Genomic DNA, 26025 nt, shown 5'->3' with positions numbered 1-26025 from the left:
CGGGCTCCCACGCGCTGGAAGGCGTCAAGCTTACGCCAGCCAAACTCGGACATTTGAACTTAGCCAGAACCGGACATTACCGCTTAGCTGCTACATCCGTGTTTCGCATAATAAGTGTTATGTCAAATCACGTAGATACCAGCCAGCCGACGCCCCCCTTGTACAACCCGCCCCGAATTACCGAGACTTGAGGCCTGATTCATCCGATTTACCGGGCCATGGACAAGCCACCACCACCACACCCCTTGCTCGACGCGACCCTGCGCGCCGTTCCGCGCCGCTATCGCTTGCCGGAACTCGACGATGCCTCCGCGCCGCCGGATGCCAGTCCGGCGGCGACGCTCGCACTCGTGATCGAACAAGCCCGCGCCGCGCAGGCGCGTGGCGAAACGCCGGATGCGGCCTTGAAAGATCGCTTCACCGGCGCGCTTGCGCGCATGGTTCGGGAAGCGCTGCGTGCGGATGGCGGTGATCCGGTGTTCCAGGCGATGGTCCTGCGGCATCGGGCCGCGCCGGTGCGGGAGTACGCGTCGCTGTCAGCGCGCGCGGACCAGGACCGACGCGCCATCCACGCCGCCGTCAATGCGGTCGCTCATCCCGGCAAACAGCAACGCCTCGGCCCCGGCCCGCAGCGCGAGGCGCTGGGCCGGCTGCATACCTATGCAGGCGCTGCAGCCTGGAACGATCTGCAAGAGGCCGTTCAGCGGCTGCTGGAGATGCCGCTGACACCTGCGTCGGCGGGCGATTCACCGACAGCGCGCGCCCTGGCCCAGCTGCTTGAACACCCGGCCCTGGCACGTCTGCGGCGCCTGGATGCGCTGGCGTCGGATCCGCTCGTAGCGGAGTACCGGGCGCTGTGGGAACGCTACGGTCCGCGCTCGGGCAGCGCTTGCGCCGTCGCGCAGGGACGGTCGTCGCGGCAGCGTGGCGATGCAGCCGAGGCGCTGGCCGCGCAGGCGGTCGAGGCGTTGGCGCGGCGGCTTAACGCCGCGGCTGGTGCATCGGCACCCTACCGTGTGGTGACGTCGATGCGCGTACCGGCCGCTATCCCGGCCGCGCATAAACACGCCAAGACCGAATGGGATGTGGTGCTGCTCCGGCAATCTGCCGCAACAGAAGACACGGCCGGCGAAACTCCAGCCTGGGATGTGTGCCTGCTGGTCGAAGTCAAGGCTTCGGTCGACGCCGCCACCACGGATTTTCCGCGGCTGCTGCGGGGCTTGCGACTGCTCGCGCATGCGGACAAGGACGACGTTTATTCGTTTGCGACCCGGCAAGGCATGGTGCCGTTGCGCGGCGCCGCGCTGCGCGCCCTGCCCTCGGCTCCCCCGGCCCTGTCCCGCACGGTGCTCTATTGCTGCGACGCCCCTGCCGAGCCGACACCACGCCTGCTCAGCGCCGCGAGCCGGATGCAATTGCTGTCGGCAACGCCGACGCTCGATTTCGCCGCCGCGCTGACGGCGACACCGCCTGCGGACGCGCGCGAGCTCGAGCCGGTCTGGCGTACGCTGCTGGAAGCGCCGGGATGGCGTGCCGTGCTCGACCAGTACGCGACGCTGCGGCAGGTCCGTGAACTGATGGTGCATACGGACGACTTGCTGGCCGCGGTCTAGGCAACGCGTGGCCGATTCAAGGCGCACGCCAGCATGCTGGACCTACGATCCACTACCGGGACGCGGCGCCAACAGGTCTTCGAAGAAGAACGCCGCCAACTGATGGCGCCCGTTCACCTTGGCCTTGGCATAAAGATTAGCGGCGTGCTGCCGCACAGTCTTCGCCCCGGTCTCGCGCACGCCGGCGATTTCTTCCAGAGACAGGCCCTTGACCAGTAGTAGCGCGACGTCCCGTTCGGCCGGAGTCAGCCCCCAGCGCTCGAACTGCTCCTGCATCGACTGCAGGAAATCGCGCGTGGACCGTTGTGCGGCCGCGTCGCGTTCGGCCGCGGCGCGCACTGCGGCATCGGCCGAATGCTTGAGCGTTTCGAACGCGTGCAAGGCGCGTCGGCGCTCGCCGATCACGATGCCGAGGATCACCAGGAACGCAATCGTCGCCGCGGTTTCGGCATAGAAATGGAACGACGGGCCGCTGCTGACAAGCTGGTACAGGTCCCATGCCTGATAAAGCGGGAAGACGGCAAGCATGAGCAGGAACTTTGGGGGCATAGGCGTTCGGTCTCGGGCCAGCCACGACAAGCCGGCTGGAAAAAAACGAGCATCACGGCGGACGCGTAATGTAACTGATTCTCAATAACAGGCCAAGACCCGTAGCGGCGAAATCGCCTTCATAAGTGGCTCGGCTAGCACAAAGTGGCTACCGGACATATGTCCCGGGCGTGGATGATGTGCTGTGGATGGCACGCGGATACGGAACAAACAGCCCGGGTGGCCATGGCAAATGCCGCTTACCGGCATCAGTCGCGTTGAGCGTGAGAATGAGTCGCATTAGCATGATCCGGCTGCTTCGTATCCCCGGCACTGCTCATTGCGCTCCCCCGCACATCCACCTGAGGCTCGACTCATGCAAGAGATTTTTGTACTCGCTCACGTACCGACACCCGCCGTCAACGAAGGATTCCTGCCGGCAGCGCGCGCACTCGGGCGCTCCGTCGTCTTATTGACGGATTGTGCCGATGCCCATCGCGCACACTTTGCTGGCGCCGGCCTGTCCGCCTACCCGGACGACATCGTCCCGTGTGATGTCTTCAACCCGCTGGCGGTGATCGATGCCATCACGCGCCGCGGCGGCAAGCCCGCGGCCGTCTTTTCGAATAGCGACCACCTGCAGGCGGCAACGGCGATCGCCGCGGCCTACTTTGGCCTGCCGGGCAAGGACTGGCGCACCGCCTACGCCGCCAAGAACAAGGCCGAGATGCGGCGGCGCCTGCAAGAGTCGGGCATCGACACGCTGTGGCACGCGGTCGTTTGCGACAGCGCCGGCCTGGCCGCGCTGGCCGACGTGCCGATGCCGTGCATCGTCAAGCCGCGCGAAGGCGTGGCCAGCCAGCAGGTCAGCCTGGCGCGCAGCCACGCCGAACTGGCCGAGCATTGCGGCGCGATCTGGGCGCGGCACCCGGGCCAGGTCTTGCTGCTCGAAGAATACCTGGAGGGCCCGCTGTATACGCTGGAAACGCTCGGCGATGGCAAGGAGCTGCGCGCACTGGGCGGCTTCCGCGTGACGCTGTCGCCGCCGCCGTACTTCGTTGAGCTGGAAGCGGTATGGGGCACCGGCCTGCCCGCCTCGGTCGAAGCCGAGGTGCTCGACACCATCCGCCGCTTCGGCATCGGCTTCGGCGCCTGCCATACCGAATACGTGCTGACCGCGCAAGGGCCGCGGCTTATCGAGATCAACTACCGCAGCATCGGCGACTACCGCGAGTTCCTGCTGTGCGACACCCTGCAGTTCCCGCTGTTCGAGCAGGTCCTGCGCTTGCATCTTGGCGAGGCGCTGCCGGCGCTCGAGGTGCCGAGGCGGGCGGCGTGGATCCGCTATTTCACCGCGCAGGCGGAAGGCACGCTGCGGCACGCGCCCGCCCACAGCCAGCATGAAGGCGAAGGCGTTCGCCTGACCTACCAGCCGCTGCGCAAGGTCGGTGACGCGATCCAGCTGACCAACTCCAACAAGGATTACCTTGGCGTGCTGCGCGGCAGCGGCCCCGACAGCGCCGGCCTGGCCGCGGCGGTCGAACTGGCCAGCAGCAAGCTCGCCTGGGAGATTGCGCAATGAGCGCCCGCATGCCCGAGCAGCCGTCCCGGTCCGCCACTGCTGGCGACGCAGATATCGACTACATCTGCGTGCGCGTCGTCGACACCCTGCTGCGCGAGGACGTACGCGCCTGCGCCAGCCGCGGCGAGTTGTACGGCGCTGACGCGGTACCGGGTGCCGCGCATGGTTTCGATGCCGGCCAGCAGTGGCTGCGTATCCCGCGCCTTGGCGCCGGCACGCTGTGGGTTCCGGTCACCCCGACGCGCTACATGCAGGACTGGCGCCTGACCCGCCTGCCAGTGCTGCACGAAGCCGACGGCGTGTTCTCCGCGCTGCATCAGGTCGAGTCCATCCTGGCCGCGTTCGCTGGCGGCCTGCCCGAGGCAGATGCGCGCCTGTTCACCGCTTACGCCGACGAGTGCCGTGCCGCGGCCGAGCATCGGACCGTCTCGATGGCCGAGCGCGCACGCTGGTTCGCGCAGCCGGACCGCGCTGCTGGCCATGCACTGCCCGCCTGGCACCAGCGCATGCTGCACTACGACCGCGCCGCGGGTTTCCTCGACCACCCCTACTACCCCACCGCGCGCGCCAAGCTGGGCTTTGCCGCCGATGACCTGGCCCGCTACGCGCCCGAGTTCGGGCCGGCATTCGCGCTGAACTGGCTCGCGGTCCCGCGCCAGCGCCATCATGCCAGCGGCGACGCGCTGCCGCCGAACTGGCCGGATTTCGCCGAGGTCGGCCTGGATCCCGCGCTGGCCAGCTCGCATGCGCTGGTGCCGGTGCATCCTTTCGTCTGGCAGCATCACCTCGATGGCTTCCTTGCCGAAGCCGGGCTGGACGGCCAGGTCATCCGCGCACCGCGCGCCTGCCTGCGCGTGTCGCCCACCCTGTCGGTGCGCTCGCTGGTCGTGCTCGACGCCCCCGCATGGCATATCAAGCTGCCGCTGACGATTCGCACGCTGGGCGCCAAGAATATCCGCACCATCAAGCCCAGCACCATCGGCGACGGCCATCGCATCCAGACTCTGCTTGGCGACATTGTGCGGCAGGAACCCAGCCTGCACGGGCAAGTGCTGCTGACCGACGAAGCCAACGGCGCCCATGTCGACCAGCGCCCGTTCCTGGGCTATATCCTGCGCCGCTACCCCGAGCCGCAACTGGTGGACAAGACGGTGGTCCCGGTTGCGGGCCTGCTGGCGGAAACCGGCCGTGGCCAGTGCGTGGCCGAGGAACTCGCCGGCCGCTATCACGGCGGCGATCTCGATGCCTGGCTCGACACCTACCTGGCGCTGACCCTGCAGCTGCACCTGACGCTGTGGTTGCGTTATGGCGTGGCGCTGGAATCGAACCAGCAGAACTCGATGCTGGTCTACGGCGACGACGGCCTGCGCCTGATGCTCAAGGACAACGATGCCGCGCGCATCGACCGCGCCAGGCTCGCCCGCCGCTGGCCGGCGTTGGCGGCCCGCCTCGACGGGCTGGAAGACCAGCGCATCGGCGTCGACGCGGCGCTGCCGCTGGCGCAGATGTTCGTCACCATCACGCTGCAGCTGAACATCGCGGCGCTGGTGGAAGGCCTGGCGCAGCGTCGCGGTACCGACCCCGCCGCCGGCTATGCGCGCGTGCGGCGTCACGTGGAGGCCGTTCTTGCCGACCTGGCCGCCGCGGGCGAAGACACCGCCTTCGCGCGCCAGGTGCTGCTCGACGACGACCGGCTGCACCTGAAGTACCTGCTGACCGCCGCGTCGCTGGCCGAAAAGGGCCAGACCGGCGCGACCGACGTCAACAAGTTCTACGGCAAGCGGGCCCCCAATTTCCTCAGGGTGGCCGCATGAGCGCCGGCACGCGGCGGGTGGTCGCGGTGGTGATGCTGTGCCATTTCATCGCCGCATTTGCGGCGCTGGGCATGCCGCCGTTCTTCGCCCTGATCCTGCAGCGCTCGCTGCACAACGACGTGCCGTGGCTCGCCGGCGCGTTCTACGTGGTGCCAACGCTGCTGGCGGCGATCTCGGCGCCATGGTGGGGCCGGCTCGCGGACCGCTTCGGCAAGAAGCCATTGCTGATGCGCGCGCAGCTGGGGCTGGCGGCAAGCTTCCTGCTCGCCAGCTACGCGAGCAACTCGTTCGCGTTCCTGGCGGCGCTGGTGCTGCAAGGCGTGCTGGGCGGGACCTTCTCGGCCTCCAACGCCTACCTGGCCACGGTCGCCAGCGGTACCACGCTCACGCGCAGCCTGACGGCGATGCAGTGGTCGGCGCGCGCCGCGCTGGTGGCGGCGCCGGCCTGCCTCGGCCTGTGGATGGGCGCTGAATCGCCGATCGAACTGTACCGCTGGCTGGCGCTGCTGCCGCTGACCGCCGCAGCGCTGATCGCGTGGCTGCCCGCGGGCGACGCCGCCGGGGCGGCGCAGCGGCCGGCGGCACGCTCCACCGGCGCCAGCACGGCGGCGCCGGCGACGCCGCGGCAGATCTATGTGCTGCAGTTCGCGTTCGTGTTCGCCACCGTGGCGACATTCCCCTACTTCATCCCGGACCTGCAGCAGCGCATGCCCGCCCTGTCGACGGCCACCGCGGGACTGCTGTTCGGCCTGCCGCACCTGGTGTACCTGGCGGCGGCACCGTTGCTGTCGCGGCGGCTCGGGCTGGCACCGTCGCTGACATTGCTTGCCACCGCCTACGGCACGCTGGCGGTCGCGCTGCTGGCACAGGCCGCGCCGCTGGGGCTGCCCGCGCTGGTGGCCTGGCGGCTGCTGATGGGCATCGCCATGACGGTCGGCTTTATTGCGCTGCATGCGCTGGTCGCCAGCGTGGTGCACGCGGGCAACGCCGGCCGCACCTTCGGCTGGTTCGAAAGCAGTTCCAAATGGGGCGGCGTCGCGGCCGGGCTTGGCGCCGGCGCCGCGGTTGGCCTGGCCGGCCAGCGCTCGCCCTACCTGCTTGGCGCGGCGTTGCTGGTGCCTGCCGTCGCATACCTACTTACCGCCCGCCAGCGGATGAGCCCGCTCTGATCCCTCCCGAGAACGAGGTCACAAGACAATGCAAAAGCAAAACAAGTTGGAACCTGCCGGCACGCGCCGCCCCGTGGATGATATGACGGAACTGGCCGCACTGGCCGCCGCGCGGCGCTGCCAGGAAACGCTGCTGAACTGCTACTGCCGCGAAGTCGCGGGACCCGCCGGCCAGTTGCGCGTCGGCCCGCCCGCCGGGCACAACGACTGGCCCGCGACCATCGCCATGACCCTGCAGCGCGAGGCGGCCCAGGCGGCCCAGGTGGCCCAGGTGCTGGAAGTGCAGCTGCCGCATATCCACGACCGCCTGCTGGCCGTGGTCGGCGGTGCCTGGCTGACCGGCAACTACCGCTATCTGTCGCCGGTCTTCCACAAGGCCGAGAACAAGCCGTGGGCGCTGCTCGACTGGGAAGCGCTGGCCGCGCTGCTGTTGCGCGAGATGGCGCAGCAGCATGAACTGCCGCCCAACACCGAGCTGATGGAGCAGATCCGCAACAGCGTCGCGGTCAGCACCGAAGTGCTGTCGGTGCCGGTATCCGCGACCATCCCGGCCGATCCGGTCGACGCCTATATCGATTCCGAGCAATCGCTGACCTTCGGCCACCCCTTCCATCCCACGCCGAAAAGCCGTCAGGGCTTCTCCGACGAAGACCTGCTGCGCTACTCGCCTGAGTTGCGCACGCGCTTTGCGCTGGCGTGGTTCGCGGTGCCGCGCGATGACATCGCACAGCAGTCGCTGCTCGACGCCAGCTGCGACCAGCTGATCGCGGCGAATGCCCCGACCGTGAGCGCCGACCGCGTCGCGGTGCCGGTCCATCCGTGGCAGGCGGGCTACCTGCGCGAGCATCCGCTGGTGCGCGCTGCGCTGGCAAGCGGACGCCTGCAGGACCTGGGCACGCAGGGCGCGGACTTCTATCCCACTTCGTCGATCCGGACCTTGTACCAGCCCGGCAATCCGTACTTCTACAAGGTGTCGCTGAACATCCGCATCACCAATTGCGTGCGCAAGAACGCATGGTATGAGCTGGAGAGCGCCATGCACGTCAACCGCGTGCTGCGCCCGCTACTGCCGGAGCTGGCGCGCAAGTTTCCGGGCCTGGCGCTGATGGAAGAGCCGGCATTCCTGTCGGTCGACCTCCGGCACGACGATATCGAGCAGAACCGCCAGGTCATCGAAGGATTTGGCCTGATCCTCCGCCAGAGCGTCGATACGCTGCGCGCCCCCGACTGCGTGCCGCTGCTGGCCGGCTCGCTGTTCGGCAACCACTATTACGGCGATGCGCGCATGCAGCGCCTGCTCGCGGCGCTCGCCGCGCGGGAAAGGACCACCGTCGATGCCATGACCGAGCGCTGGTTCTCCGCCTACGTGGAGCAGTTGGTTTACCCGGTGTTCCACCTCTTCTTCGCGCACGGCGTCATCTTCGAGCCGCACCTGCAGAACGTGGTGCTGGGCCTGCGCCACGACATGCCCGCCCAGCTGTTCCTGCGCGACTTCGAGGGCGTCAAGCTGACCCCGGCGCGCCATCCCGCGTCGTCCATGGCGGGCATCAGCGAGCGCGCCCGGTCGTCGCTATGGTATGACGAGGAGCAGGGCTGGAACCGCGTTGCCTACTGCCTGTTCGTCAACAACCTGTGCGAAGTGATCGCGCAGCTCGGTGCCGGCAGGCAGGCCCTGAGCGCGCGGCTGTGGTCGGTGGTGCGCCAGCACCTGCACAGCTACCAGCATCGCCACGGCAATGCGGCGTCGGCGCGGCGCATCAACGGCCTGCTGGCCGGCCGCCCGTTCCCGGCCAAGACCAATTTCAGCAACCGCTTCTTCCAGCGCGCCGACCGCGCTTCGACCTACGTGCCCGTCGCCAATCCGATTCCCTTCGCCGGCATGGAGGTGGCATGGCAATGACCGCCCCCGTACTGCGCTGGTCGCACGTCGCCGACCACCTGCACCAGGCGCTCGCCGACGCAGGGGCCCCGCTCAGCGCCTACGTCTACGACCTGGAGGCGCTGCGGGCGCACGCCGCCACCATTGCGGGCAGCCTGCCGCCGGGCTTCGAGCTGTTCTACGCCATCAAGGCCAACTCCGATCTGCCGATCCTGCAGACGCTGGCACCGCTGGCGCACGGCTTCGAGATTTCGTCGGGCGGCGAACTGGCCTGGGTGCGCGAGCACTTTGCAGAGGTGCCGCTGATCTTCAGCGGTCCCGGCAAGACCGATGCGGAACTGGCCGGCGCGCTTGACCTCGGGGTCGAGGCGCTGCATGTGGAAAGCCAGCATGAGCTGGAACGGCTGGCCTGGCTCGCGCGCGAGCGCGGCACCACGGCGCCGGTCCTGCTGCGCGTCAACCTGGCGGTCGAAGGGCTGCAAACCACCACGCTGATGATGGGCGGCAAGCCCACGCCGTTCGGCATCGCCGGCGACCAGCTGCCCGCATGCCTGGCATGGCTGCGCGCGCACCCGGAAATCCGGCTGCGCGGCTTCCATTTCCACCTGATGTCCCACCAGCTCGACGCCGCCGCCCACCTGCGCCTGCTCGAGGCCTACCTGCAGCAGGTCAGGCGCTGGCGCACGGAATACGGGCTCGACACGCTGGACCAGGTCAACGTCGGCGGCGGCATCGGCGTCAACTACCGCGAACCCCAACGGCAGTTCGACTGGGCCCGCTTTGCCGACGGCCTGCCGGCCCTGTCAGCACGGCGCGACGGGTTGATCGTGCGCTTTGAATGCGGGCGCTATATCACCGCGTTCTGCGGCTACTACGCCATGGAGGTGATCGACGTCAAGCACGCCTTCGACCAGGCCTTCGCCGTGGCCAGCGGCGGCACGCACCACTTCCGCACGCCCTATGCGCAGGGGCACAGCCACCCGTTCCGGGTGTTGCCGGTGGCGTCCTGGCGCTATCCGTTCGCCCGCCCCGGCGTGCGCGAGGCGCGCGTCAGCGTGGTCGGACAGCTTTGCACGCCCAAGGATATCCTCGCGCACGACGCGTACGTCGACAGCGTGCGCGCGGGCGACCTGGTGGTGTTCCCGTATGCCGGCGCCTATGCCTGGCATATCTCCCACCACGACTTCCTGCGCCACCCGCACCCGCGGCACTGCTACCTGCCGGTGGAGCATGCCCATGCTGCAGCCTAACCGCCTCAAGGCCGCGCTCGCAGACGGGCGCGATGTGTTCGGGCTGATCAACTCGCTGCCATTGCCGCTGATGACAGAGATGATCGGCTATGCCGGCTTCGACTTCGTGATCCTGGACCTCGAGCATGTCGGCGTGAACCCGCAGACGCTCGAGAACATGATCCGCGCCGCGGAATGCGCCGGCACCACGGCACTGGTGCGGGTGCCGTGGGCAGCGCCGGACATCATCCTGCGGGTGCTGGATGCCGGCGCGCAGGGCATAGTGGTGCCGCACGTATGCAGCCGCGCAACCGCCGAACTGGCGGTCCACAGCGCGCGCTACCACCCGCTGGGCAAGCGCGGCATCGCCGGGGGGCGGACCACCGGCTTCGGTACGCTGACCTTGCCGGAGTACATGGAACGCGCCAATCGCGAGCTGATGGTGGTGGCGATGATCGAGGACCGCGCCGGCGTCGATGCGATCGAGGAGATCGTGGCCGTGCCAGGCATCGACATGGTGCTGGAGGGCGCGATCGACCTGTCGCAAAGCCTGGGCGTTCCCGCCGACGCGCAGCATCCCGCCGTGCAGGCTGCGATCCGCCGCATCGCGCAGGCCTGCCAGGCCCGCGGCGTGCCGTTCTGCGCTATTCCGCGCGCGGCCGGACAGTGCGAGCAGTGGCGCGAGCAAGGCGTGCGCGCCTTCCTGCTGGGAGACGATCGCGCCACGGCCTTCCGCGCCATGAAGCAGCTGGTGGCGGGCTACCGGCGCGAAGGCCCGGGCTGAAGCATAGGCCACCAGCACTCTGGCATCATGCAAGCTGGCACAACGCGACAGGAGCTTGCATGAACGACCCGCACGCCACCGCGCCCGGCCCTTCCGGTCCGGCCCCCGCGCGCCCGCGCACCACGCTCAAGCCCCAGGTGGTCGTGCCGGCATTGCTGGCGGTGGGCCTGCTGCTGGTATTCTGCGCCGCGTTCCCGCGCCAGGCCGATGCCATGTTTTCCGAAGCACAGGCCTGGGTCACGAGCCATTTCGACTGGTTCTACACCCTCACCGTCACCATCTTCCTGCTGTTTCTGGTTTTGGTCGCGGGCAGCCGTTTCGGCGATATCCGGCTGGGGCCGGACGATGCCCGGCCCGAGTTCAGTTTTGTCTCGTGGACGGCCATGCTGTTCGCCGCCGGCATGGGCATCGGGCTGATGTACTTCGGCGTGGGCGAGCCGATGCAGCACTACCTGAAGCCGCCGACCGTAGCCGGCGGCACGCCCGAAGCCGCGCGCGAGGCCATGCTGATGACGTTCTTCCACTGGGGCTTCCATGCCTGGGCGGTGTATGGCGTGATGGGCCTGGTGCTGGCGTATTTCGGCTTTCGCTATAACCTGCCGCTGACCATGCGCTCCGGGCTGTATCCGGTGCTGCACCAGCGCATCAACGGCATTGCCGGCCATGCCGTCGATGCCTTCGCGCTGGTCGGCACCATCGCCGGCATTGCCACCACGCTGGGCTATGGCGTGCTGCAGCTGGGCGCGGGGCTGCAGCAGGTGGTTGGGTGGGATACCGGCGGCGCGGGTTTCCGCATCGGGCTGGTGGCCGCGGTGGTGGCGCTGGCCGGGATCTCCGCGGCGACGGGACTCGACAAGGGCGTGCGCCGCCTGTCCGAGCTGAACCTGACGCTCGCCTTCATCCTGCTGGCCTTCATCATTGTCGAGGGACCGACCGTGACGTTGTTGCGCGCACTCAGCGACAACATCGGCAACTACCTGTCCGGCGTGATGGGCCTGTCGCTGCGGACCTACGCCTATGCCCCCACGCGCGATGCCGGCTGGTTCGGCGACTGGACCATCCTGTACTGGGCCTGGTGGATCTCGTGGTCGCCGTTCGTCGGCATGTTTATTGCGCGCATTTCGCGCGGACGGACCATCCGCCAGTTCGTGATCGGCGTGCTGCTGGTGCCGACCGCGTTCAACCTGGTGTGGATGACGGCCTTCGGCAATACCGCGATCTGGCTCGACATGCATGCCGCCGCCGGGGCGCTGGGGCAGGCGGCCGGCAATGTCGACGCGCTGCTGTTCCGCTTCTTCGGCTATTTCCCGTTCAGCACGGTGCTGTCGTGGCTGGCGATCGTGTTGATCGCGGTGTTCTTCGTGACCTCGGCGGATTCGGGCGCCTTCGTCATCGACACCATTGCCTCGCAGGGCGCGAGCGGCTCCCCGGTGTGGCAGCGGTTGTTCTGGGCCGCGGTGCTGGGCGCGACCGCCGCCATCCTGATGGTGGCCGGCGGCCTCAAGGCCTTGCAGGCCATGACCCTGGTGGCGGCGCTGCCGGTGGCGCTGGTGATGCTGGCGCTGTGCTACGGGCTATGGCAGGGGTTGCAGGCGGATCTTGCCCATTCGTCGCAGGAACTGGCGCCGGCCACCAGCTTCTGGAGCGGCCAGCACTGGCGCCGCCGGCTGGCGCAGATCGTCCACCAGCCCAGCGAGGCCGATGTGCGGCAGTTCATCGAAGGCTCGGTGGTGCCGGCGATGCGCGACGTGTCGGCCGAGCTGGAGCGGCGCGGCGTCGCCAGCGCGGTGCTGCTGCACGCCGGCGATACAGAAGCGGGCGAGCCGGGCGGCCCGGGCGCGCGCCTGACCATACCGGTGGCGGACATGCGCGATTTCGTCTACGGCGTGCATTGCCGGCGCCAGCCGCTGCCTTCGTTCCTGGTACGCGAGGCGGCCGAGCCGGAAGCGTGGCGCCAGCACGCCTATGCGCCGGTGACCTTCTTCGAGGATGGCCGCGAAGGCTACGACATCCAGTATCTGCGGCAGGAAGAGATCATCGCCGATATCCTGCGCCACTATGAGCGCTATCTGTCGCTGGCCGCCGACCGGCGCACGCAGCTGCTGCGGCGTGCGCCAGGGCATGCGTCGCTGACTGGTGAAGGGGAATGAGGGGGCAGCGCCCCGTGTGGCGGCATCGGCACGCCGCGGTACCCGCAGTGTCCGGTATTCCCGACCTGTTCTTCCAGTGCTGCGCGTAATTTCTGCACCGCGTTTTTCACGGTCGCCCCGGCAGCGGCCAGCGCCTCGCCACGCGTCTGGAACGGGATTTGCACCGGTTCGCCCGCCTTTTGAAAAAAGGAGGTGCTATGTCAACCATCGAAGAGTCGATCGACGTCCGGGTGCCGGTGCAGGTCGCGTATCAGCAATGGTGCCGGTTCGAGGAATTTCCGCGGTTCATGGAGGGCGTCGAGGAGGTCAGGCAGCTCGATGACCGCCGTCTGCACTGGCGCGCCGAGGTCGGCGGCAAGCAGAAGGAGTGGGATGCCGAGATTACGCAGAATGTCGCCGACCAGTGCATCGCATGGCGCAGCGTCGCCGGGGCGGAGAACTCGGGCCAGGTGAATTTTTCTCCGCTGGATGCGGGCGCGACCCGCGTGTCGGTGCGCATGAATTACGAAACCGAAGGCGTGGTCGAGGCGGTCGGCGATGCCGCCGGCGTGCTCAAGCGCAAGGTCGAGGGCGACCTGAAGCGCTTCAAGGAGTTCATCGAGGCGCGGGCATGACGGCCTCGGTCTGACCAACACGGTCGCGGCCTGGCCGGGCAGGCCGCGACACCATCCCAGTTTCCGCCCGCCACTGCCCGGCACCTCCCGCCTAAATATTCCCGTTCCGCCTTCGTCCAACAGGGTGATGCGCCAGATGGCGCCACACACTTTGCACTGAACGGGAGCCCGCCATGAGTTTCGACCGCGACGACGCCACTTTCCTGGTCCTCGTCAACCACGAAGAACAGTATTCGATCTGGCCGGACTACAAGGCCGTGCCCGGCGGCTGGCGCCCGGCGGGGTTCAGCGGCAAGCGGCAGGACTGCCTGGACTATATCGAGCGCACCTGGGTGGACATGCGTCCGCTCAGCCTGCGCCGCTTCATGGAGGCGCAGGCGCAGACGGGCGCCTGACCATGGCGCCCTTGCAGCTGTACTGCCTGCCTTACGCGGGGGCCAGTGCCACGGCGTACCTGCGCTGGCGGCGCCTGTTGCCCGCGCACGTGTGCCTGGTGCCGCTGGAACCGCCGGGCCGCGGAGCGCGGCTCGACGAGCCGCTGCTGCGCGATTTCGAGGCGCTGGCCGATGAAATGGCCGACGTGCTGTGCCGGCAGCTCGAGCGCCGCGTCGGGCCCTACGTCCTGTTCGGCCACAGCATGGGCGGGCTGCTGGCCTGGCGCCTCTGCCACCTGCTGCGCGAGCGCGGCCACGCGCTGCCGCAGCGGCTGGTGGTGTCCGGCTGCGCCGCCCCGACCCGGCGCGATCCGGGCCGGCTGGCGGCACTGCGCGGCGACGCCGCGCTGAGCGCCGACCTGCGCAAGCACGGCGGCACGCCCGAGGCGGTGTTTGCCGATGCCGAGCTGCTGCGCCTCACGCTCGATGTGCTCGATGCCGACTATCGCGTGTGCGAAAGCTTCCGCTGCGGCGTAGTGCCGCCGCTGCCCTTGCCCGTGCACGTGTTCGCCGGTCTTGACGACCCGATTGCGCCCGCCGACCTGCACGCCTGGGCGATCGAGACCCGCGCCGGGCACACCCTCGACTGGTTCGCCGGCGGCCACTTCTTCCTGCACGACAACCAGACCGAAGTGGTCGGCCGCCTCGTTGCCTACCTGAGCGCAGCACCCGACGCTGGCACGGGTGCATCCGTGTCCTCACCTGCGGCATCGGCGGCAGCGGCCTCGCTGTTGCCCGCCTGACCCGCCCCGCCCCGCACGACCCAACGCCAACCGTCTTTCCGAAGAGCCGATCCAAGCATGCAGCCCGATCCGAATCCAACGGCCACGCTGGTGGCCCATCTCAGCCTGTTGGCCGCTCAGCGCGGCGCCGACACGGCGCTGGTCACCGTCGACGCCGCCGGCGAGACCCGCTACAGCTACGCCGCGCTGGACACGCGCGTGCGGGCGCTGGCGGCGCACCTGGCAGCGCAGACCGAGCCGGGCGCGCGCGCGCTGCTGCTGATGGACAGCGGCATCGACTACGTCACCGCCTTCTTCGCCTGCCTGTACGCGGGACTGGTCGCGGTGCCGGCGTTCGAGCCCGGTGCCGTGCGCTCCGCGCAGGTGGCGCGGCTGCGCGCGATTGCCGTCGACGCCGAACCGGCACTGCTGCTGACTACCAGCACGCAGGCCCGCGACCACGCCGAGGCGCTGGCCGAGATTGCGCCCGGCGCGGCGGTGGTGGCTGCCGATGCCACCCTGCCCGCCGCGGCGGAGCCCTGGCAGCCCTACCCCGCCCGTGCCGAGACGCTGGCCTTCCTGCAGTACACATCGGGCTCGACGGCTTCGCCGAAGGGCGTCATGGTCAGCCATGGCAATGTCATGGCGAACGAGGTGGCTATCGCCGAAGGCATGCGCGTGGGGCCCGGCGACGTGATGGTCAGCTGGCTGCCGCTGTATCACGACATGGGCCTGATCGGCGGGCTGCTGCAGCCGATCCACAGCGGCATCCCGGTGGTGCTGATGTCGCCGCAGTTCTTCCTGGAGCGCCCGGTGCGCTGGTTGCAGGCGATCAGCCAGCATCGCGGCACGCTGTCCGGCGGTCCCGACTTTGCCTTCCGGCTGTGCGTCGAACGCGTGCGCGACAGCCATCTCGCCGGGCTCGACCTGTCGAGCTGGGCGGTGGCGTACTCGGGCGCCGAGCCGGTGCGGGCCGACACCCTGCGTGCCTTTGTCGAGCGCTTTGCCGCGGCCGGCTTCCGCCGGCAGGCGCTGTATCCGTGCTACGGCCTGGCCGAGGCCACGCTGTTCGCCACCGGCTCCGAGCGTGGCGCCGGCATGGTCAGCGCGCGCTTCGATGCCGCCGCGCTGGCGCGCGGCAAGGCGCAAGCGGCGCAGGATGGCATGGAACTGGTCGGATGCGGCTTCCCGCGCGCCGGCCATGCCCTCCGCATCGCCGGCGCCGACGGGCAGGCGCTGCCCGACGGGCAGATCGGCGAGATCGAGATCTCCGGTCCCAGCCTGTGCGGCGGCTACTGGCGCAATGCCGAAGCCAGCGCCGAGGCCTACGGCGATGCTGCCGGCGCAGGCCGCTGGCTGCGCACCGGTGACCTCGGCCTGTGGCATGGCGGGCAGCTCTATATTGCCGGACGCCGCAAGGACCTGATCATCGTGCGCGGCCAGAACCTCTATCCGCAGGACATCGAGCGCGCGGTCGAAGAGCAGGTGCCCGCCGCGCGTCGCGGCCGGGTGGCGGCGTTCGCGGTCGAAGGCCCCGACGGCGAGGGCATCGGCATCGCCGTGGAAATCTCGCGTCCGGAGCAAAAGCGCGCGGGCCACGTGGCCCTGGTGCAGGCGCTGGCGCAGGCGGTTGGCAACGCCTGCGGCGAACCGCTGGCGGTCGCGCTGCTGCTCAATCCAGGCGGCCTGCCCAAGACCACCAGCGGCAAGCTGCAGCGCAGTGCGTGCCGCGCCGGCTGGCTGGATGACAGCCTGGACGCGTGCGCGGTCTGGGCGCATGGCAGCTTTGCGCGCGGCGGAACCGCAGCCGCGGACCCGGCCGCCGCGCCGACCGATGCCCCGCGCGGCGCAACCGAACTCGCGCTGGCCGCGCTGTGGCAGCAATTGCTGGGGACCGCGCCGGCCGGCCGTGCTGCGCATTTCTTCGCCAGCGGCGGCAACTCGCTGGGCGCGGCGCGGCTGGTGGCGCGGCTGCGCGAGCAATATGGCGCCGCGGTGCCGATGCGCCTGCTGTTCGAACATCCCACGCTGCAAGCCTGCGCCGCCGCGCTCGACCAGTTGCCGGGCGAGGCCGCGGAAGCGCCGCTTGCCCCGGTGCCGCGCCGACCGCAAATGCCGCTGGCGCCGGCGCAGCAGCGGCTCTGGCTGACCGACCGCATTGCCGCCGAAAGCGATCGCTGGGCCTACAACATGGCCGGCGGGCTGCGCCTGACCGGCGCGCTGGACATGGCAGCGTTGCGCACGGCGCTGAACGCACTGGTCGCGCGCCATGAAATCCTGCGTACCAGCTACCCCGCCGATGCGCAGGGCACCCCGTACGCGAGGATCGAAGCCGAACTGGCGCTCTACCTGCCCTTCAGCGACCTGTCGGCCCTGAGCCCGGCGCAGCGCGATGCCGCGCTACAGGAACTGGCCGAAGGCCAGGCGCGCGAGCCCTTCGACCTGGCCCGGGCGCCGCTGCTGCGCGCGCGCCTGGTGCGGATGGCAGACGACGACCACGCGCTGCTGCTCACGCTGCACCATATCGTCGGCGATGGCTGGTCCGTCGCCATCCTGCTCGATACGCTCGCCGACGCCTACAACGCGGCACGCGCCGGCGTCGCGCTCGACTGGCAGCCGCTGCCGATCCAGTACGCCGACTACGCGGCGCACCAGCGCACCGCCGACACCGGCCCGCAACAGCAAGCCGACGCCGACTACTGGCATGCCGCGCTGCGTGACGCGCCGAAACTGCCGACCCTGCCCACGCCCAAGCGGCGCCCGCCGGTGGCATCGAGCGGCGGTGCTGCGTGCTACACCTCCCTGCCCGCCGCGATGCTGGCGCAGGCCGACGCGCTGGCGCAGGCCCATGGCGCGTCGCGCTACATGGTGCTGCTGACCGCCTTCCACGCCCTGCTGCACCGGGTCAGCGGCGCCGAAGACCAGCTCGTCGGCATCGACGTGGCCGGCCGCCCGCGCCGCGAGCTGGAGGAGCTGGTCGGCTTCTTCGTCAACGTGCTGCCGCTGCGCGCGCAATGCCACGGCGGGCTGCGCTTTGCCGAACTGCTGGCGCAGGTGCGCACGCGCACGCTGGCCGCGTTCGACCACCAGTCCCTGCCGTTCGAGCGCATCGTCGAAGCCGCCGGCGTGCCGCGCGAGCGCGCCTGGCATCCGCTGGTGCAGGTGCTGTTCGTGCTGCAGAACACCCCCGCCCAGGCGCGCGGCTTCGACGGCCTGCACGCGGTGCGCCTGCCCACGCCGGTGCATGCGGCCAAGTTTGACCTCGCCGTGTTTCTCGAACCGTGCGACGACGGCCTGCGCGCCGAATGGGTCTATGCCACCGCGCTGTTCCCGCGCGCCGCGATGCAACGCCTCGCGGATGCCTACGGTGCCGTGCTGGCGCAGGCGCTGGCCCACCCTGACTCTCCGCTGGCCGACTTCCAGGTGCCGGCTGGCCTTTGCGAACCCGCTCCGGAACTGCCCGTCATGACCGCCACCCCGTCCCGCCCCAGCAAGCTCGACAAACTCGGCAAGCTCGCCAGCCTGCCCCGGCGCGCCGCCGAGGCGACCGCTGGCGCGCCCGCCGCACCGCTGGTGCGGACCTCGTTCCTGGCACCGGGCCAGACGTTCCCGATCGTGATGGAGCCCGCCTCGCCCGATCTCGATCCGGTGGCGTGGGCGCTGGCGCATCGCGAGCAGATCGAGGCCACGCTGTGCCGCCACGGCGGCATCCTGTTGCGCGGCTTCGGCCTGCGCACGCCGCAGGAATTCGAACAGTTCGCCGAATCGATCGAGCCTGGCCTGTACGGTGCCTACGGCGACCTGCCGAAGAAGGAAGGCGGCCGCAACACCTACCGCTCCACGCCGTACCCCGAGCGCGAGATGATCCTGTTCCACAACGAAAGCGCGCACCTGCCGCGCTGGCCGCGCAAGCAGTGGTTCTTCTGCGAGCTGCCGTCGCCGGTGGGCGGCGCCACCCCCATCGTCGACTGCCGCGAGATGTACCGGCGGCTGCCGCGCGAACTGGCCGAGCGTTTCGAGCGCAAGGGCCTGCGCTATGTGCGGACCTTCAACGACAAGCTCGACGTGAGCTGGCGCGACTTCTTCAAGACCGATTCGCGCGACGAGGTCGAAGCACGGCTGCGCGCCTCCGGCACCGACTTTGCGTGGCTGGATGCCGACACGCTGCAGACCCGCGAACACTGCCCGGCGGTGATTGCGCACCCGGTCACCGGCGAACGCAGCTTCTTCAACCAGGTCCAGCTGCACCACACCGCCTGCCTGGACCCGGAGGTGCGGCGCGACCTGCTGGACATCGTCGGCCCGCAGCGGATGCCGCGCCAGGTGACCTTCGGCGATGGCAGCCCGATCGGCGACGACGTCATGGCCCTGATCGGCGAACTGTATGAAGCCTGCGCGGTGCGCTTTGCCTGGCGCCAGGGCGACGTGGTGATGCTGGATAACATGCTGGCCGCCCATGCACGCGACCCCTACCAGGGCCCGCGCAAGATCGTGGTGGCGATGGGCGACATGTTAGAGCGCAAGGACTTGCCGCCACGGGTGGCCCGCGCCGACGCGCAGGACGCCACCGTGGCGGCCGACACCGCGCTGGAGGGCTGAGCCGATGGACGCCATCACCCAGGATTTTGCGCGGCACGCCCGCACGCTCGGGCGCGAACAGCGCGCGCTGTCGGCGCACGCGGCCATGCCGGTTATGCTGTCGGCAACCATCGAGGGACCGCTGGACGCGCAGCGCCTGCAGCGGGCACTGTGCCGGGTCGCGGCACGCCATCCGGTCACGGGGCTGGTGTTCGGCCGTGTCGAAGGGCTGCGCGGCTTGCGCCAGCACTTTGCCGGTGCCTTGCCCGCGTGGTCGGGGACACGCCGCGACCCAGCCACGCCCGACACCGCCTTGCGGGCCGCACTGCAGGTGCTCGACGACAATCGCGCGCAGCTGACGCTGACCGCCCATCCGCTGGCGGCCGATGGCCCCAGCCTGGTCACGCTGCTAAGCGAACTGGCACAGGCCTACGCCTACGAAACCGCCCCGTCCGGGGAAGCGCCGCTACCCTATGCGGACTACCTCGACTGGAGCGACGGGCTGGCGCAAGAGAACACCGAAGCCGGCACGGGCTACTGGCAAGCCGTGCGCGAACGGCTGGCCGGCCTCGATGCGCCGAGGCTGCCCTGGCAACGCGCCGGCAATGCAGACGAAGCGCTGGCGGCGCAGGGTGTGGAGCTTCCCGCGACGGAAGCCGCTGCAGTGGCCGCCTGGGCCGCGGCGCTGGGCCAGCCGCTGGCGCACGCGCTGCAGGCGGCATGGTGGCTGCTGCTGGCACGGCTCGATCCGGCCGCGGCGTTCTGCGCCGGCTGGCAGCACGACTGCCGCGATGACTTCGACGTGCTGGCCGGCGCGGTGGGGCGTTATGAAGCGCTGCTGCCGCTCGCGGTGCAGCCGGACATGGCTGCGCCGTTTGCCGACTGGCTTGCCGCGTTCGGCGCGCAGTTGCAGCAGCACCTCGACTGGCGCGAGCATTGCCCGGCGGACGCCAGCGCCGGTGCGCCTGCACGGGTGGGCTTCTGCTGCCGCGGCCCCGCCAGAATGCAGTGGCGGCATGGCGACCTGCATTGGCACGCCAACACACCGCCGGCGCTGCTGCCGGGCCTGGCGCTGGCGTTGCATGTCCACGTGGAAGACGGCCTGCCACGCCAGCTGGTATTGCACCACGCCGACAGTGTCCATGGCGCGGATGCGATGGCATGCCTGCTTGACCAGTACCGCGCGCTACTGCAAACGCTGCGCGCGGCGCCGCACACCGCCGTCGGCGCATTGCCGCTCGCCACCGCCGCCGAGCGCGCGCGCGCCGACGCCATGCACGCGCCGGCGCTGCATGTCGGCGCGCAGATGCTGCCGCAGCGGCTGGCCCACTGGGCCAACGAGCGCCCGCATGCGCCGGCGTTGTCGGCCCCTGGGCTGCAACTGAGCTACGCCGGCCTAGCGCGCGTCGTGGATGCAGTGGCGCGGCAGTTGCCAGCACTGGGTTTGCGCTCGGACCAGCCGGTCGGCCTGCTGTTGCCGCGCTCGGGCGAGCTGGTGGTGGCATTGCTGGCGGTGATGCGTGCCGGCGCGCCGTACCTGCCGCTCGATCCGGCGTGGCCGCCGCAGCGGCGCGCACAGATTCTGGCCGACGCCGGTGCCACGCTGGTGCTGACCGACGCGGCCCATGCGCCTTCCGCCGGGCCGCTGCCGCATGCCGATATCGCGGCACTGCTGGCGGCGGACACCGCCGCCGACACCACCCCCACGCTGTCGGCAGCGGATGCCGCGCAGCCCGCCTATGTGCTCTACACCTCTGGCTCGACCGGCACGCCCAAGGGCGTCGCCATTAACCATGGCCAGTTGCTGAACTACGTGGCTGCTTCCGGGCAGGCGCTGCGCCTCGATCGTTGTCAGCGTTTCGGGCTGACCTCCACCGTCGCCGCCGACCTGGGCAATACCACGCTGTTCGGCGCGCTGTGGCATGGCGCCTGCCTGTGTGTCGCCGACGAGGCCGACATGCAGCACGCCGCCGCCTTCACCGCCTTCCTGGCGCGCGAGCATGTCGATTGCCTGAAGATCGTGCCCTCGCACCTGGACGCCTTGCTCGACGGCGACACCGCGCCGCTGCCATTGCCGCCGCATGCCACCATCGTGCTGGGCGGCGAGGCCGCCTCCGCGGCACTGCTGCAGCGGCTGCGCGCGCGCATGCCGCAGGCGCGCCTGTGCAACCACTATGGACCGACCGAAACTACGGTGGGCATCCTGGTCCACGATGCCGGCCGCGCGGCGGATGCGGTGCACGCGCCGCTGCCGCTGACGCAGGTGCTGGCCAACTGCGAGGCCTATGTGCGCACCGCCACGGGCCAGCTGGCCGCCGTGGGAGAAACCGGCGAGCTCTATCTCGGCGGCGCGCAGCTGTGCGCCGGCTATCTGGACGGCGCCGTGGCCGGGACGGCTTTCGTTGCGCACCCCGAACGCCCGGGCCAGCGCCTGTACCGCAGCGGCGACCTCGCCCGCTACCTGCCGCGCGGCGGCATCGAGCTGGTCGGGCGTGCCGACCACCAGGTCAAGGTGCGCGGCTTCCGTATCGAATGCGGCGAGGTCGAACAGGCGCTGGCGGCGCTGCCCGGCGTACGGCAGGCGGTGGTCATGCTGGTCGCACCGGCCGGTGGCCTGCCCCAGCTCGCCACGTGGATCGTCCCCGACGACGCCACGGCCACCGACGCCGCCGCCCTGCGCAATGCGCTGCGCCACGCGCTGGCCGAGCGCCTGCCCGAAGCGATGATCCCCGCGCTGTGGTTCGCTGTGCCGGCGCTGCCGCGGCTGCCGAACGGCAAGGTGGACCGCCGCGCGCTGGCGCAAGCTGCCGCCGCGGGCCCGGCACCCTCGTCTGCCAGACCGGTGCGCGAGCCGGCAAGCGAACTGGAAGCGCTGCTGCTGGACCAGCTGCGCGACTTGCTCGGCGCGCCGGGCCTGGCGGTGCACGACGACCTGTTCGAAGCCGGCGGCCATTCGCTGCTGGTGATCAAGCTGGTGGCGCGCATCCGCAAGCTGCTCAAGCTGGAGATTGCCCCCGCCATGGTCTTCGACGCCCCGCACGCGGCCGCGCTGGCGCTGGCGCTGCGCGGCGCCAGCGCCGATCCCGACGGCCTCGAGACATTGGCCGGCCTGCAGCGCCAGCTGGCGGCGATGTCGCCCGAGGCGCGCGCTGCGCTACGTGCCTCCGGCACGGCCAACGCCACCGCATAACGTCTTTTCCCTGGAACGCATCCATGACGCAATCCTCCACCCCTGCCCGGCAGGCAGCGCTGCTCGCGCTGCTGCTGGAGCAGGACGCGGCGCCGGCGGCCGCGCCGGCCAGCCTCGACGCCGCCGCGGCGCCGCTGTCTTTCTCGCAGCAACGCCTCTGGTTTCTGCTGCAATACGAGCCCGGCAGCACGGCCTACAACCAGACCCGCGCGTTCGTGCTGCGCGGCGCGCTCGATCGCCGCGCGCTCCAGGCCGCGCTGCGCGCCGTGATCGCGCGCCATCCCGCACTGCGCACCCGTTTCGTCGCGGATGACGCCGCGCCCGGCAGCTTGCCGCGGCAGGTGGTCGAGCCCGCACCGGACTTTGCGCTGGCCGAAGCAACGCTCGCCGGCGGCCCGGATGCGCTGCAGGCGTGCCTTGACACCGAGGCCGCGCGGCCGTTCGACCTCGGCCACGCGCCGCTGCTGCGCGGCACGCTGCTCGCGCGCGCCCATGACGACCACGTGCTGCTGCTGTCGCTGCACCACATTGTCTCCGACGCGGTTTCCAATGCGGTGATCACGCGCGACCTGGGTACGGCCTATGCGCAGGCGCTCGCGGACGACGGCGAGATCGCACTGCCCGCCCCCGCCACGACTTTCGCCGCCCATGCCAGCCGCCAGCGCGAACGGCTGGCCAGCGGTGACCTGGACGCCCAGCGTGCATGGTGGCAGCGCCAGCTGGGCAATCACGTGCCGGCCCTGCAGTTGCCCACCGACCGACCGCACGGCAATCCCGCGACGCGCCTTGCGCGGCGCACCGATGCGGCGCTGGACCCGACCCTGCTCGGCGCATTGCGCCGCTTTTGCGCCGCGCAGCGCTGCACGCCGTTCGTGGCGCTGCTCGCCGCGTGGCAGGCACTGCTGAGCCGCTATGCCGGCCAGGACGATTTCGCGGTCGGCGTGCCGCACGCTGGCCGCGACGGCGACGGGCTCGACGATGTGGTCGGATTCTTCGCCAACACCCATGTCTACCGCTCGCGCACCGCACCCGGCATCAGCGGCCTCGCCTTGTGCGGACAGCTGCGCACCGACGCGCTGGGGGCGCTCGGCCACGCCGAGCTGCCGTTCGAAGTGCTGCTCGACGGCATGCAGGTGCCGCGCGACGCCGGCCGCAGCCCGCTGTTCCAGGTCATGTTCAACCTGCGCACGGCAACGGCACCTGCCGCGCTGGCGCTGCCGGGGCTGCAGACGCAGGCCGTGGAGGCGCGCCAGACCGGCGCCAAGTTCGACCTGATCCTCGACGCCGAAGACCGTGGCGATAGCCTCGCCCTGAGCTTGGAGTACGACTGCGCGCTATTCGATACCGCCACGGCGCAGTGCATGCTGCGCCACTACCTGGCCCAGCTGGGCGGCCTGCTGTACCACCCCGAACTGCCGCTGGCAGCCACGCCCCTGCTCGGCGACGACGACGCCGCTACGCTGGCGCACCAGCACGCTGCCGGCCAACCCGACCGGCATGTTGCCGCAGAGCTCGCCCACCGCCGCATCCAGCGCCACGCCGAGCAACAGCCGGAGGCCATCGCCCTGCGCCATGGCGAGACCACGCTGACCTACGGCGAACTGGAGCGGCGCGCGAACCGGCTGGCGCACCGGCTGATCGCGCTCGGCGTCGGCCCGGAAGTGCGCGTCGGCATTGCCATGGAGCGCTCGCCGGAGATGATCGTCGGCCTGCTCGCCATCCTGAAGGCCGGCGGCGCCTACGTGCCGTTCGACCCGGCCTATCCCGCCGAGCGCCTCGCCTACCTGTTCGAGGACAGCGGCATTGCCGCCTTGCTGACCCAGCGCGCGCTGCGCGATCTGCTGCCGCAGCGTGATGGCCTGCCGGTGCTTGAACTCGATGCGCAGGACGACGGCGGTGCCTGGCCCGAGTACGCGCCCAAGGTGGAGGTCCGTCCCGCACACCTCGCCTACGTGATCTACACCTCAGGCTCCACCGGCCGGCCCAAGGGCGCCCAGCTGCAGCACGGCAACCTGTCGCGCCTGCTGGCGGCGACGCAGCACTGGTTTGGCTTCGGCCCCGCCGATGTCTGGACGCTGTTCCATTCGTACGCGTTCGATTTCTCGGTCTGGGAGATCTTTGGCGCGCTGTGCCATGGCGGGCAACTGGTGATCGTGCCGTTCCACGTCAGCCGCGCGCCGCAGGAATTCATCGCGCTGCTGCGGCGCGAACGCGTCACGGTGCTGAACCAGACCCCGTCGGCATTCCGCGCGCTGCTGGCCCAGCCCGAGCTGTATGCCGCGCCGCTGGCGCTGCGTTATGTGATTTTCGGCGGCGAGGCGCTCGAGCCGCAGGCGCTGCGGCCCTGGATCGACCACTTCGGCGATGCCTCGCCGCAACTGGTCAATATGTATGGCATCACCGAAACCACGGTGCATGTGACCTACCGCCCGATCACGCGTGCCGACCTGGACCCGTCCTGCCGCGCGCGCAGCCCGATCGGCGAGCGCATCCCGGACCTGGGCGTGCGCGTGCTGGATCCCGGACTGAACCCCGTGGCACCCGGTGTGGCCGGTGAACTCTACATTGCGGGCGCGGGTCTGGCGCGGGGCTACCTGAATCGTCCGGGGCTGACCGCCGAGCGCTTCGTGCCGGATCCGTTTGCCGGTGATGGCGCGCGGCTTTACCGGACCGGCGATCTGGCGCGCTGGCTGCCCCACGGTCAGCTCGAGTACCTGGGCCGCATCGACCAGCAACTGAAGATCCGCGGCTTCCGCATCGAGCCGGGCGAGATCGAGGCGCGCATCCTGGCGCAGCCCGGTGTCGGCAACGCGGCGGTGATCGCCGCCGAGGGACCGTCCGGTGCTCGCCTGGTCGCGTATGTGGTGCCCGCTGCAGGGGCGACGACCGATGGCGCGACGCTGCGCACCGCGCTGGCCGCGGAACTGCCCGACTACATGGTGCCGGCGGCCTTCGTCGTGCTCGACACGCTGCCGCTGACGCCCAACGGCAAGCTCGACCGCCGTGCCCTGCCCGCGCCGGCCTTCGACAGTGCCCAGGACTTCGTCGCGCCTGAAGGCAACGCCGAAACCGCGCTCGCCGCGATCTGGTCGGAAGTCCTTGGCCTGCCGCGCGTCGGCCGCGCCGACAACTTCTTCGAGCTCGGTGGCGATTCGATCCTGAGCCTGCAGATCGTCGCCCGCGCCCGCGCCGCCGGCTGGGTGCTGACGCCGCGGCAACTGTTCGAACGCCAGACGCTGGCCGAACTGGCGGCCGTCGCCGCGCCGGTGGCACAAGATGCAGTCGATGGCAACGCCGTGCCGGCAGGCGCGGTGCCGCTGCTGCCGATCCAGGCCGATTTCTTCGACACGCCGATGCCCCGGCGCCACCACTGGAACCAGTCGGTACTGCTCCATTGCCGTGAAGCGCCCGAACTGCCGGCACTGGCTGCGGCATTGAGTGATTTGGTGGCGCATCACGATGCACTGCGCCTGCGCTTCGTCCAGCGCGACGGCGCCTGGCAGCAGGCGTATGCCGAAGCCGAAGCCTGCCAGGATCTACTGTGGGTGCGCCATGCCCCGTCGGAAGCCGAGCGGCTGGCGCACTGCGAAGCCGCCCAACGCAGTCTCGACCTGGCCGAGGGGCCGCTGCTGCGTGTGGTCGCGCTGCAAGGAGGCGAGCGCTGGCAGTTGCTGCTGGTAATCCATCACCTGGTGGTCGATGGGGTATCGTGGCGCGTGCTGGTCGAGGATTTGCGCGA

Annotated in this window: 15 protein-coding genes; 14 read left to right on the top strand and 1 reads right to left on the bottom strand. The window is 70.1% G+C overall.

Features of this window, described 5'->3' with window-relative positions:
* Positions 1-218: 218 nt before the first annotated feature.
* Positions 219-1613, top strand: a complete 1395-nt coding sequence (locus C7416_RS28385; RefSeq protein WP_111521948.1) for a 3-deoxy-D-arabino-heptulosonate 7-phosphate synthase — start codon at positions 219-221, stop codon at positions 1611-1613.
* Between the two features lie 42 nt (positions 1614-1655).
* Here the strand turns inward: C7416_RS28385 and C7416_RS28380 are convergent, their stop codons facing one another.
* Complete coding sequence (locus C7416_RS28380; protein ID WP_111521947.1) at positions 1656-2162, bottom strand: helix-turn-helix transcriptional regulator; 507 nt, start codon at positions 2160-2162, stop codon at positions 1656-1658.
* A 355-nt stretch (positions 2163-2517) separates the two neighbouring features.
* Here C7416_RS28380 and C7416_RS28375 point away from each other — a divergent pair, with 355 nt between their 5' ends.
* The 13 genes from C7416_RS28375 to C7416_RS28315 form a co-directional block, all read left to right on the top strand.
* Positions 2518-3723, top strand: coding sequence for an ATP-grasp domain-containing protein (locus C7416_RS28375; protein ID WP_111521946.1), 1206 nt, complete (start codon positions 2518-2520; stop codon positions 3721-3723).
* Positions 3720-5537 (top strand): IucA/IucC family protein, encoded by a 1818-nt coding sequence (locus C7416_RS28370; protein WP_111521945.1) that lies wholly within the window; start codon positions 3720-3722, stop codon positions 5535-5537. The genes C7416_RS28375 and C7416_RS28370 overlap by 4 nt, the downstream gene beginning before the upstream one ends.
* Positions 5534-6706 carry an MFS transporter gene (locus tag C7416_RS28365; protein WP_111521944.1) on the top strand — a complete coding sequence of 391 codons (1173 nt, stop codon included), beginning with the start codon at positions 5534-5536 and terminating at the stop codon, positions 6704-6706. Before C7416_RS28370 ends, C7416_RS28365 begins: the two co-directional genes overlap by 4 nt.
* 82 nt (positions 6707-6788) lie before the next feature.
* Complete coding sequence (locus tag C7416_RS28360) at positions 6789-8606, top strand: IucA/IucC family protein (RefSeq protein ID WP_111521949.1); 1818 nt, start codon at positions 6789-6791, stop codon at positions 8604-8606.
* On the top strand, positions 8603-9835 hold the full coding sequence (locus C7416_RS28355) for a type III PLP-dependent enzyme (protein WP_111521943.1): 1233 nt from the start codon (positions 8603-8605) through the stop codon (positions 9833-9835). Before C7416_RS28360 ends, C7416_RS28355 begins: the two co-directional genes overlap by 4 nt.
* The gene (locus C7416_RS28350) at positions 9822-10598 is read left to right on the top strand and encodes an HpcH/HpaI aldolase family protein (protein ID WP_111521942.1); all 777 of its coding nucleotides are present in this window, start codon (positions 9822-9824) and stop codon (positions 10596-10598) included. Before C7416_RS28355 ends, C7416_RS28350 begins: the two co-directional genes overlap by 14 nt.
* A gap of 59 nt (positions 10599-10657) precedes the next feature.
* Positions 10658-12748, top strand: coding sequence for a BCCT family transporter (locus C7416_RS28345; RefSeq protein WP_111521941.1), 2091 nt, complete (start codon positions 10658-10660; stop codon positions 12746-12748).
* Between the two features lie 197 nt (positions 12749-12945).
* The gene (locus tag C7416_RS28340; RefSeq protein ID WP_092316818.1) at positions 12946-13362 is read left to right on the top strand and encodes an SRPBCC family protein; all 417 of its coding nucleotides are present in this window, start codon (positions 12946-12948) and stop codon (positions 13360-13362) included.
* Between the two features lie 173 nt (positions 13363-13535).
* The gene (locus C7416_RS28335; protein WP_111521940.1) at positions 13536-13757 is read left to right on the top strand and encodes an MbtH family protein; all 222 of its coding nucleotides are present in this window, start codon (positions 13536-13538) and stop codon (positions 13755-13757) included.
* Positions 13758-13759: 2 nt separating this feature from the next.
* Positions 13760-14539, top strand: coding sequence for a thioesterase II family protein (locus C7416_RS28330; protein WP_111521939.1), 780 nt, complete (start codon positions 13760-13762; stop codon positions 14537-14539).
* 57 nt (positions 14540-14596) lie between these two features.
* Positions 14597-19117: a condensation domain-containing protein gene (locus C7416_RS28325; protein WP_111521938.1), complete on the top strand. Its 4521-nt coding sequence runs from the start codon at positions 14597-14599 to the stop codon at positions 19115-19117.
* 4 nt (positions 19118-19121) lie between these two features.
* Entirely contained in the window at positions 19122-22286 is a 3165-nt protein-coding gene (locus C7416_RS28320) for a non-ribosomal peptide synthetase (RefSeq protein WP_111521937.1), read from the top strand.
* 23 nt (positions 22287-22309) lie between these two features.
* Positions 22310-26025: non-ribosomal peptide synthetase (locus tag C7416_RS28315; RefSeq protein ID WP_146604314.1), on the top strand; the 3716-nt coding region annotated here is incomplete at its 3' end.

The sequence above is a fragment of the Cupriavidus phytorum genome, from assembly GCF_003254285.1.
In the GTDB taxonomy this organism is placed as follows: domain Bacteria; phylum Pseudomonadota; class Gammaproteobacteria; order Burkholderiales; family Burkholderiaceae; genus Cupriavidus; species Cupriavidus phytorum.
Note: the sequence above shows the minus strand (reverse complement) of the source record. Positions and strands in the feature narration are given on the sequence as shown.

Excerpts from the sequence above, each read along its gene's own strand:
- C7416_RS28355 (WP_111521943.1), top strand. The coding sequence starts at position 8,603 with ATGACCGCCCCCGTACTGCGCTGGTCGCACGTCGCCGACCACCTGCAC.
- C7416_RS28350 (WP_111521942.1), top strand. The coding sequence starts at position 9,822 with ATGCTGCAGCCTAACCGCCTCAAGGCCGCGCTCGCAGACGGGCGCGAT.
- C7416_RS28365 (WP_111521944.1), top strand. The coding sequence starts at position 5,534 with ATGAGCGCCGGCACGCGGCGGGTGGTCGCGGTGGTGATGCTGTGCCAT.
- C7416_RS28345 (WP_111521941.1), top strand. The coding sequence starts at position 10,658 with ATGAACGACCCGCACGCCACCGCGCCCGGCCCTTCCGGTCCGGCCCCC.
- C7416_RS28375 (WP_111521946.1), top strand. The coding sequence starts at position 2,518 with ATGCAAGAGATTTTTGTACTCGCTCACGTACCGACACCCGCCGTCAAC.
- C7416_RS28370 (WP_111521945.1), top strand. The coding sequence starts at position 3,720 with ATGAGCGCCCGCATGCCCGAGCAGCCGTCCCGGTCCGCCACTGCTGGC.
- C7416_RS28325 (WP_111521938.1), top strand. The coding sequence starts at position 14,597 with ATGCAGCCCGATCCGAATCCAACGGCCACGCTGGTGGCCCATCTCAGC.
- C7416_RS28340 (WP_092316818.1), top strand. The coding sequence starts at position 12,946 with ATGTCAACCATCGAAGAGTCGATCGACGTCCGGGTGCCGGTGCAGGTC.
- C7416_RS28360 (WP_111521949.1), top strand. The coding sequence starts at position 6,789 with ATGACGGAACTGGCCGCACTGGCCGCCGCGCGGCGCTGCCAGGAAACG.
- C7416_RS28335 (WP_111521940.1), top strand. The coding sequence starts at position 13,536 with ATGAGTTTCGACCGCGACGACGCCACTTTCCTGGTCCTCGTCAACCAC.
- C7416_RS28380 (WP_111521947.1), bottom strand. The coding sequence starts at position 2,162 with ATGCCCCCAAAGTTCCTGCTCATGCTTGCCGTCTTCCCGCTTTATCAG.
- C7416_RS28385 (WP_111521948.1), top strand. The coding sequence starts at position 219 with ATGGACAAGCCACCACCACCACACCCCTTGCTCGACGCGACCCTGCGC.
- C7416_RS28320 (WP_111521937.1), top strand. The coding sequence starts at position 19,122 with ATGGACGCCATCACCCAGGATTTTGCGCGGCACGCCCGCACGCTCGGG.
- C7416_RS28330 (WP_111521939.1), top strand. The coding sequence starts at position 13,760 with ATGGCGCCCTTGCAGCTGTACTGCCTGCCTTACGCGGGGGCCAGTGCC.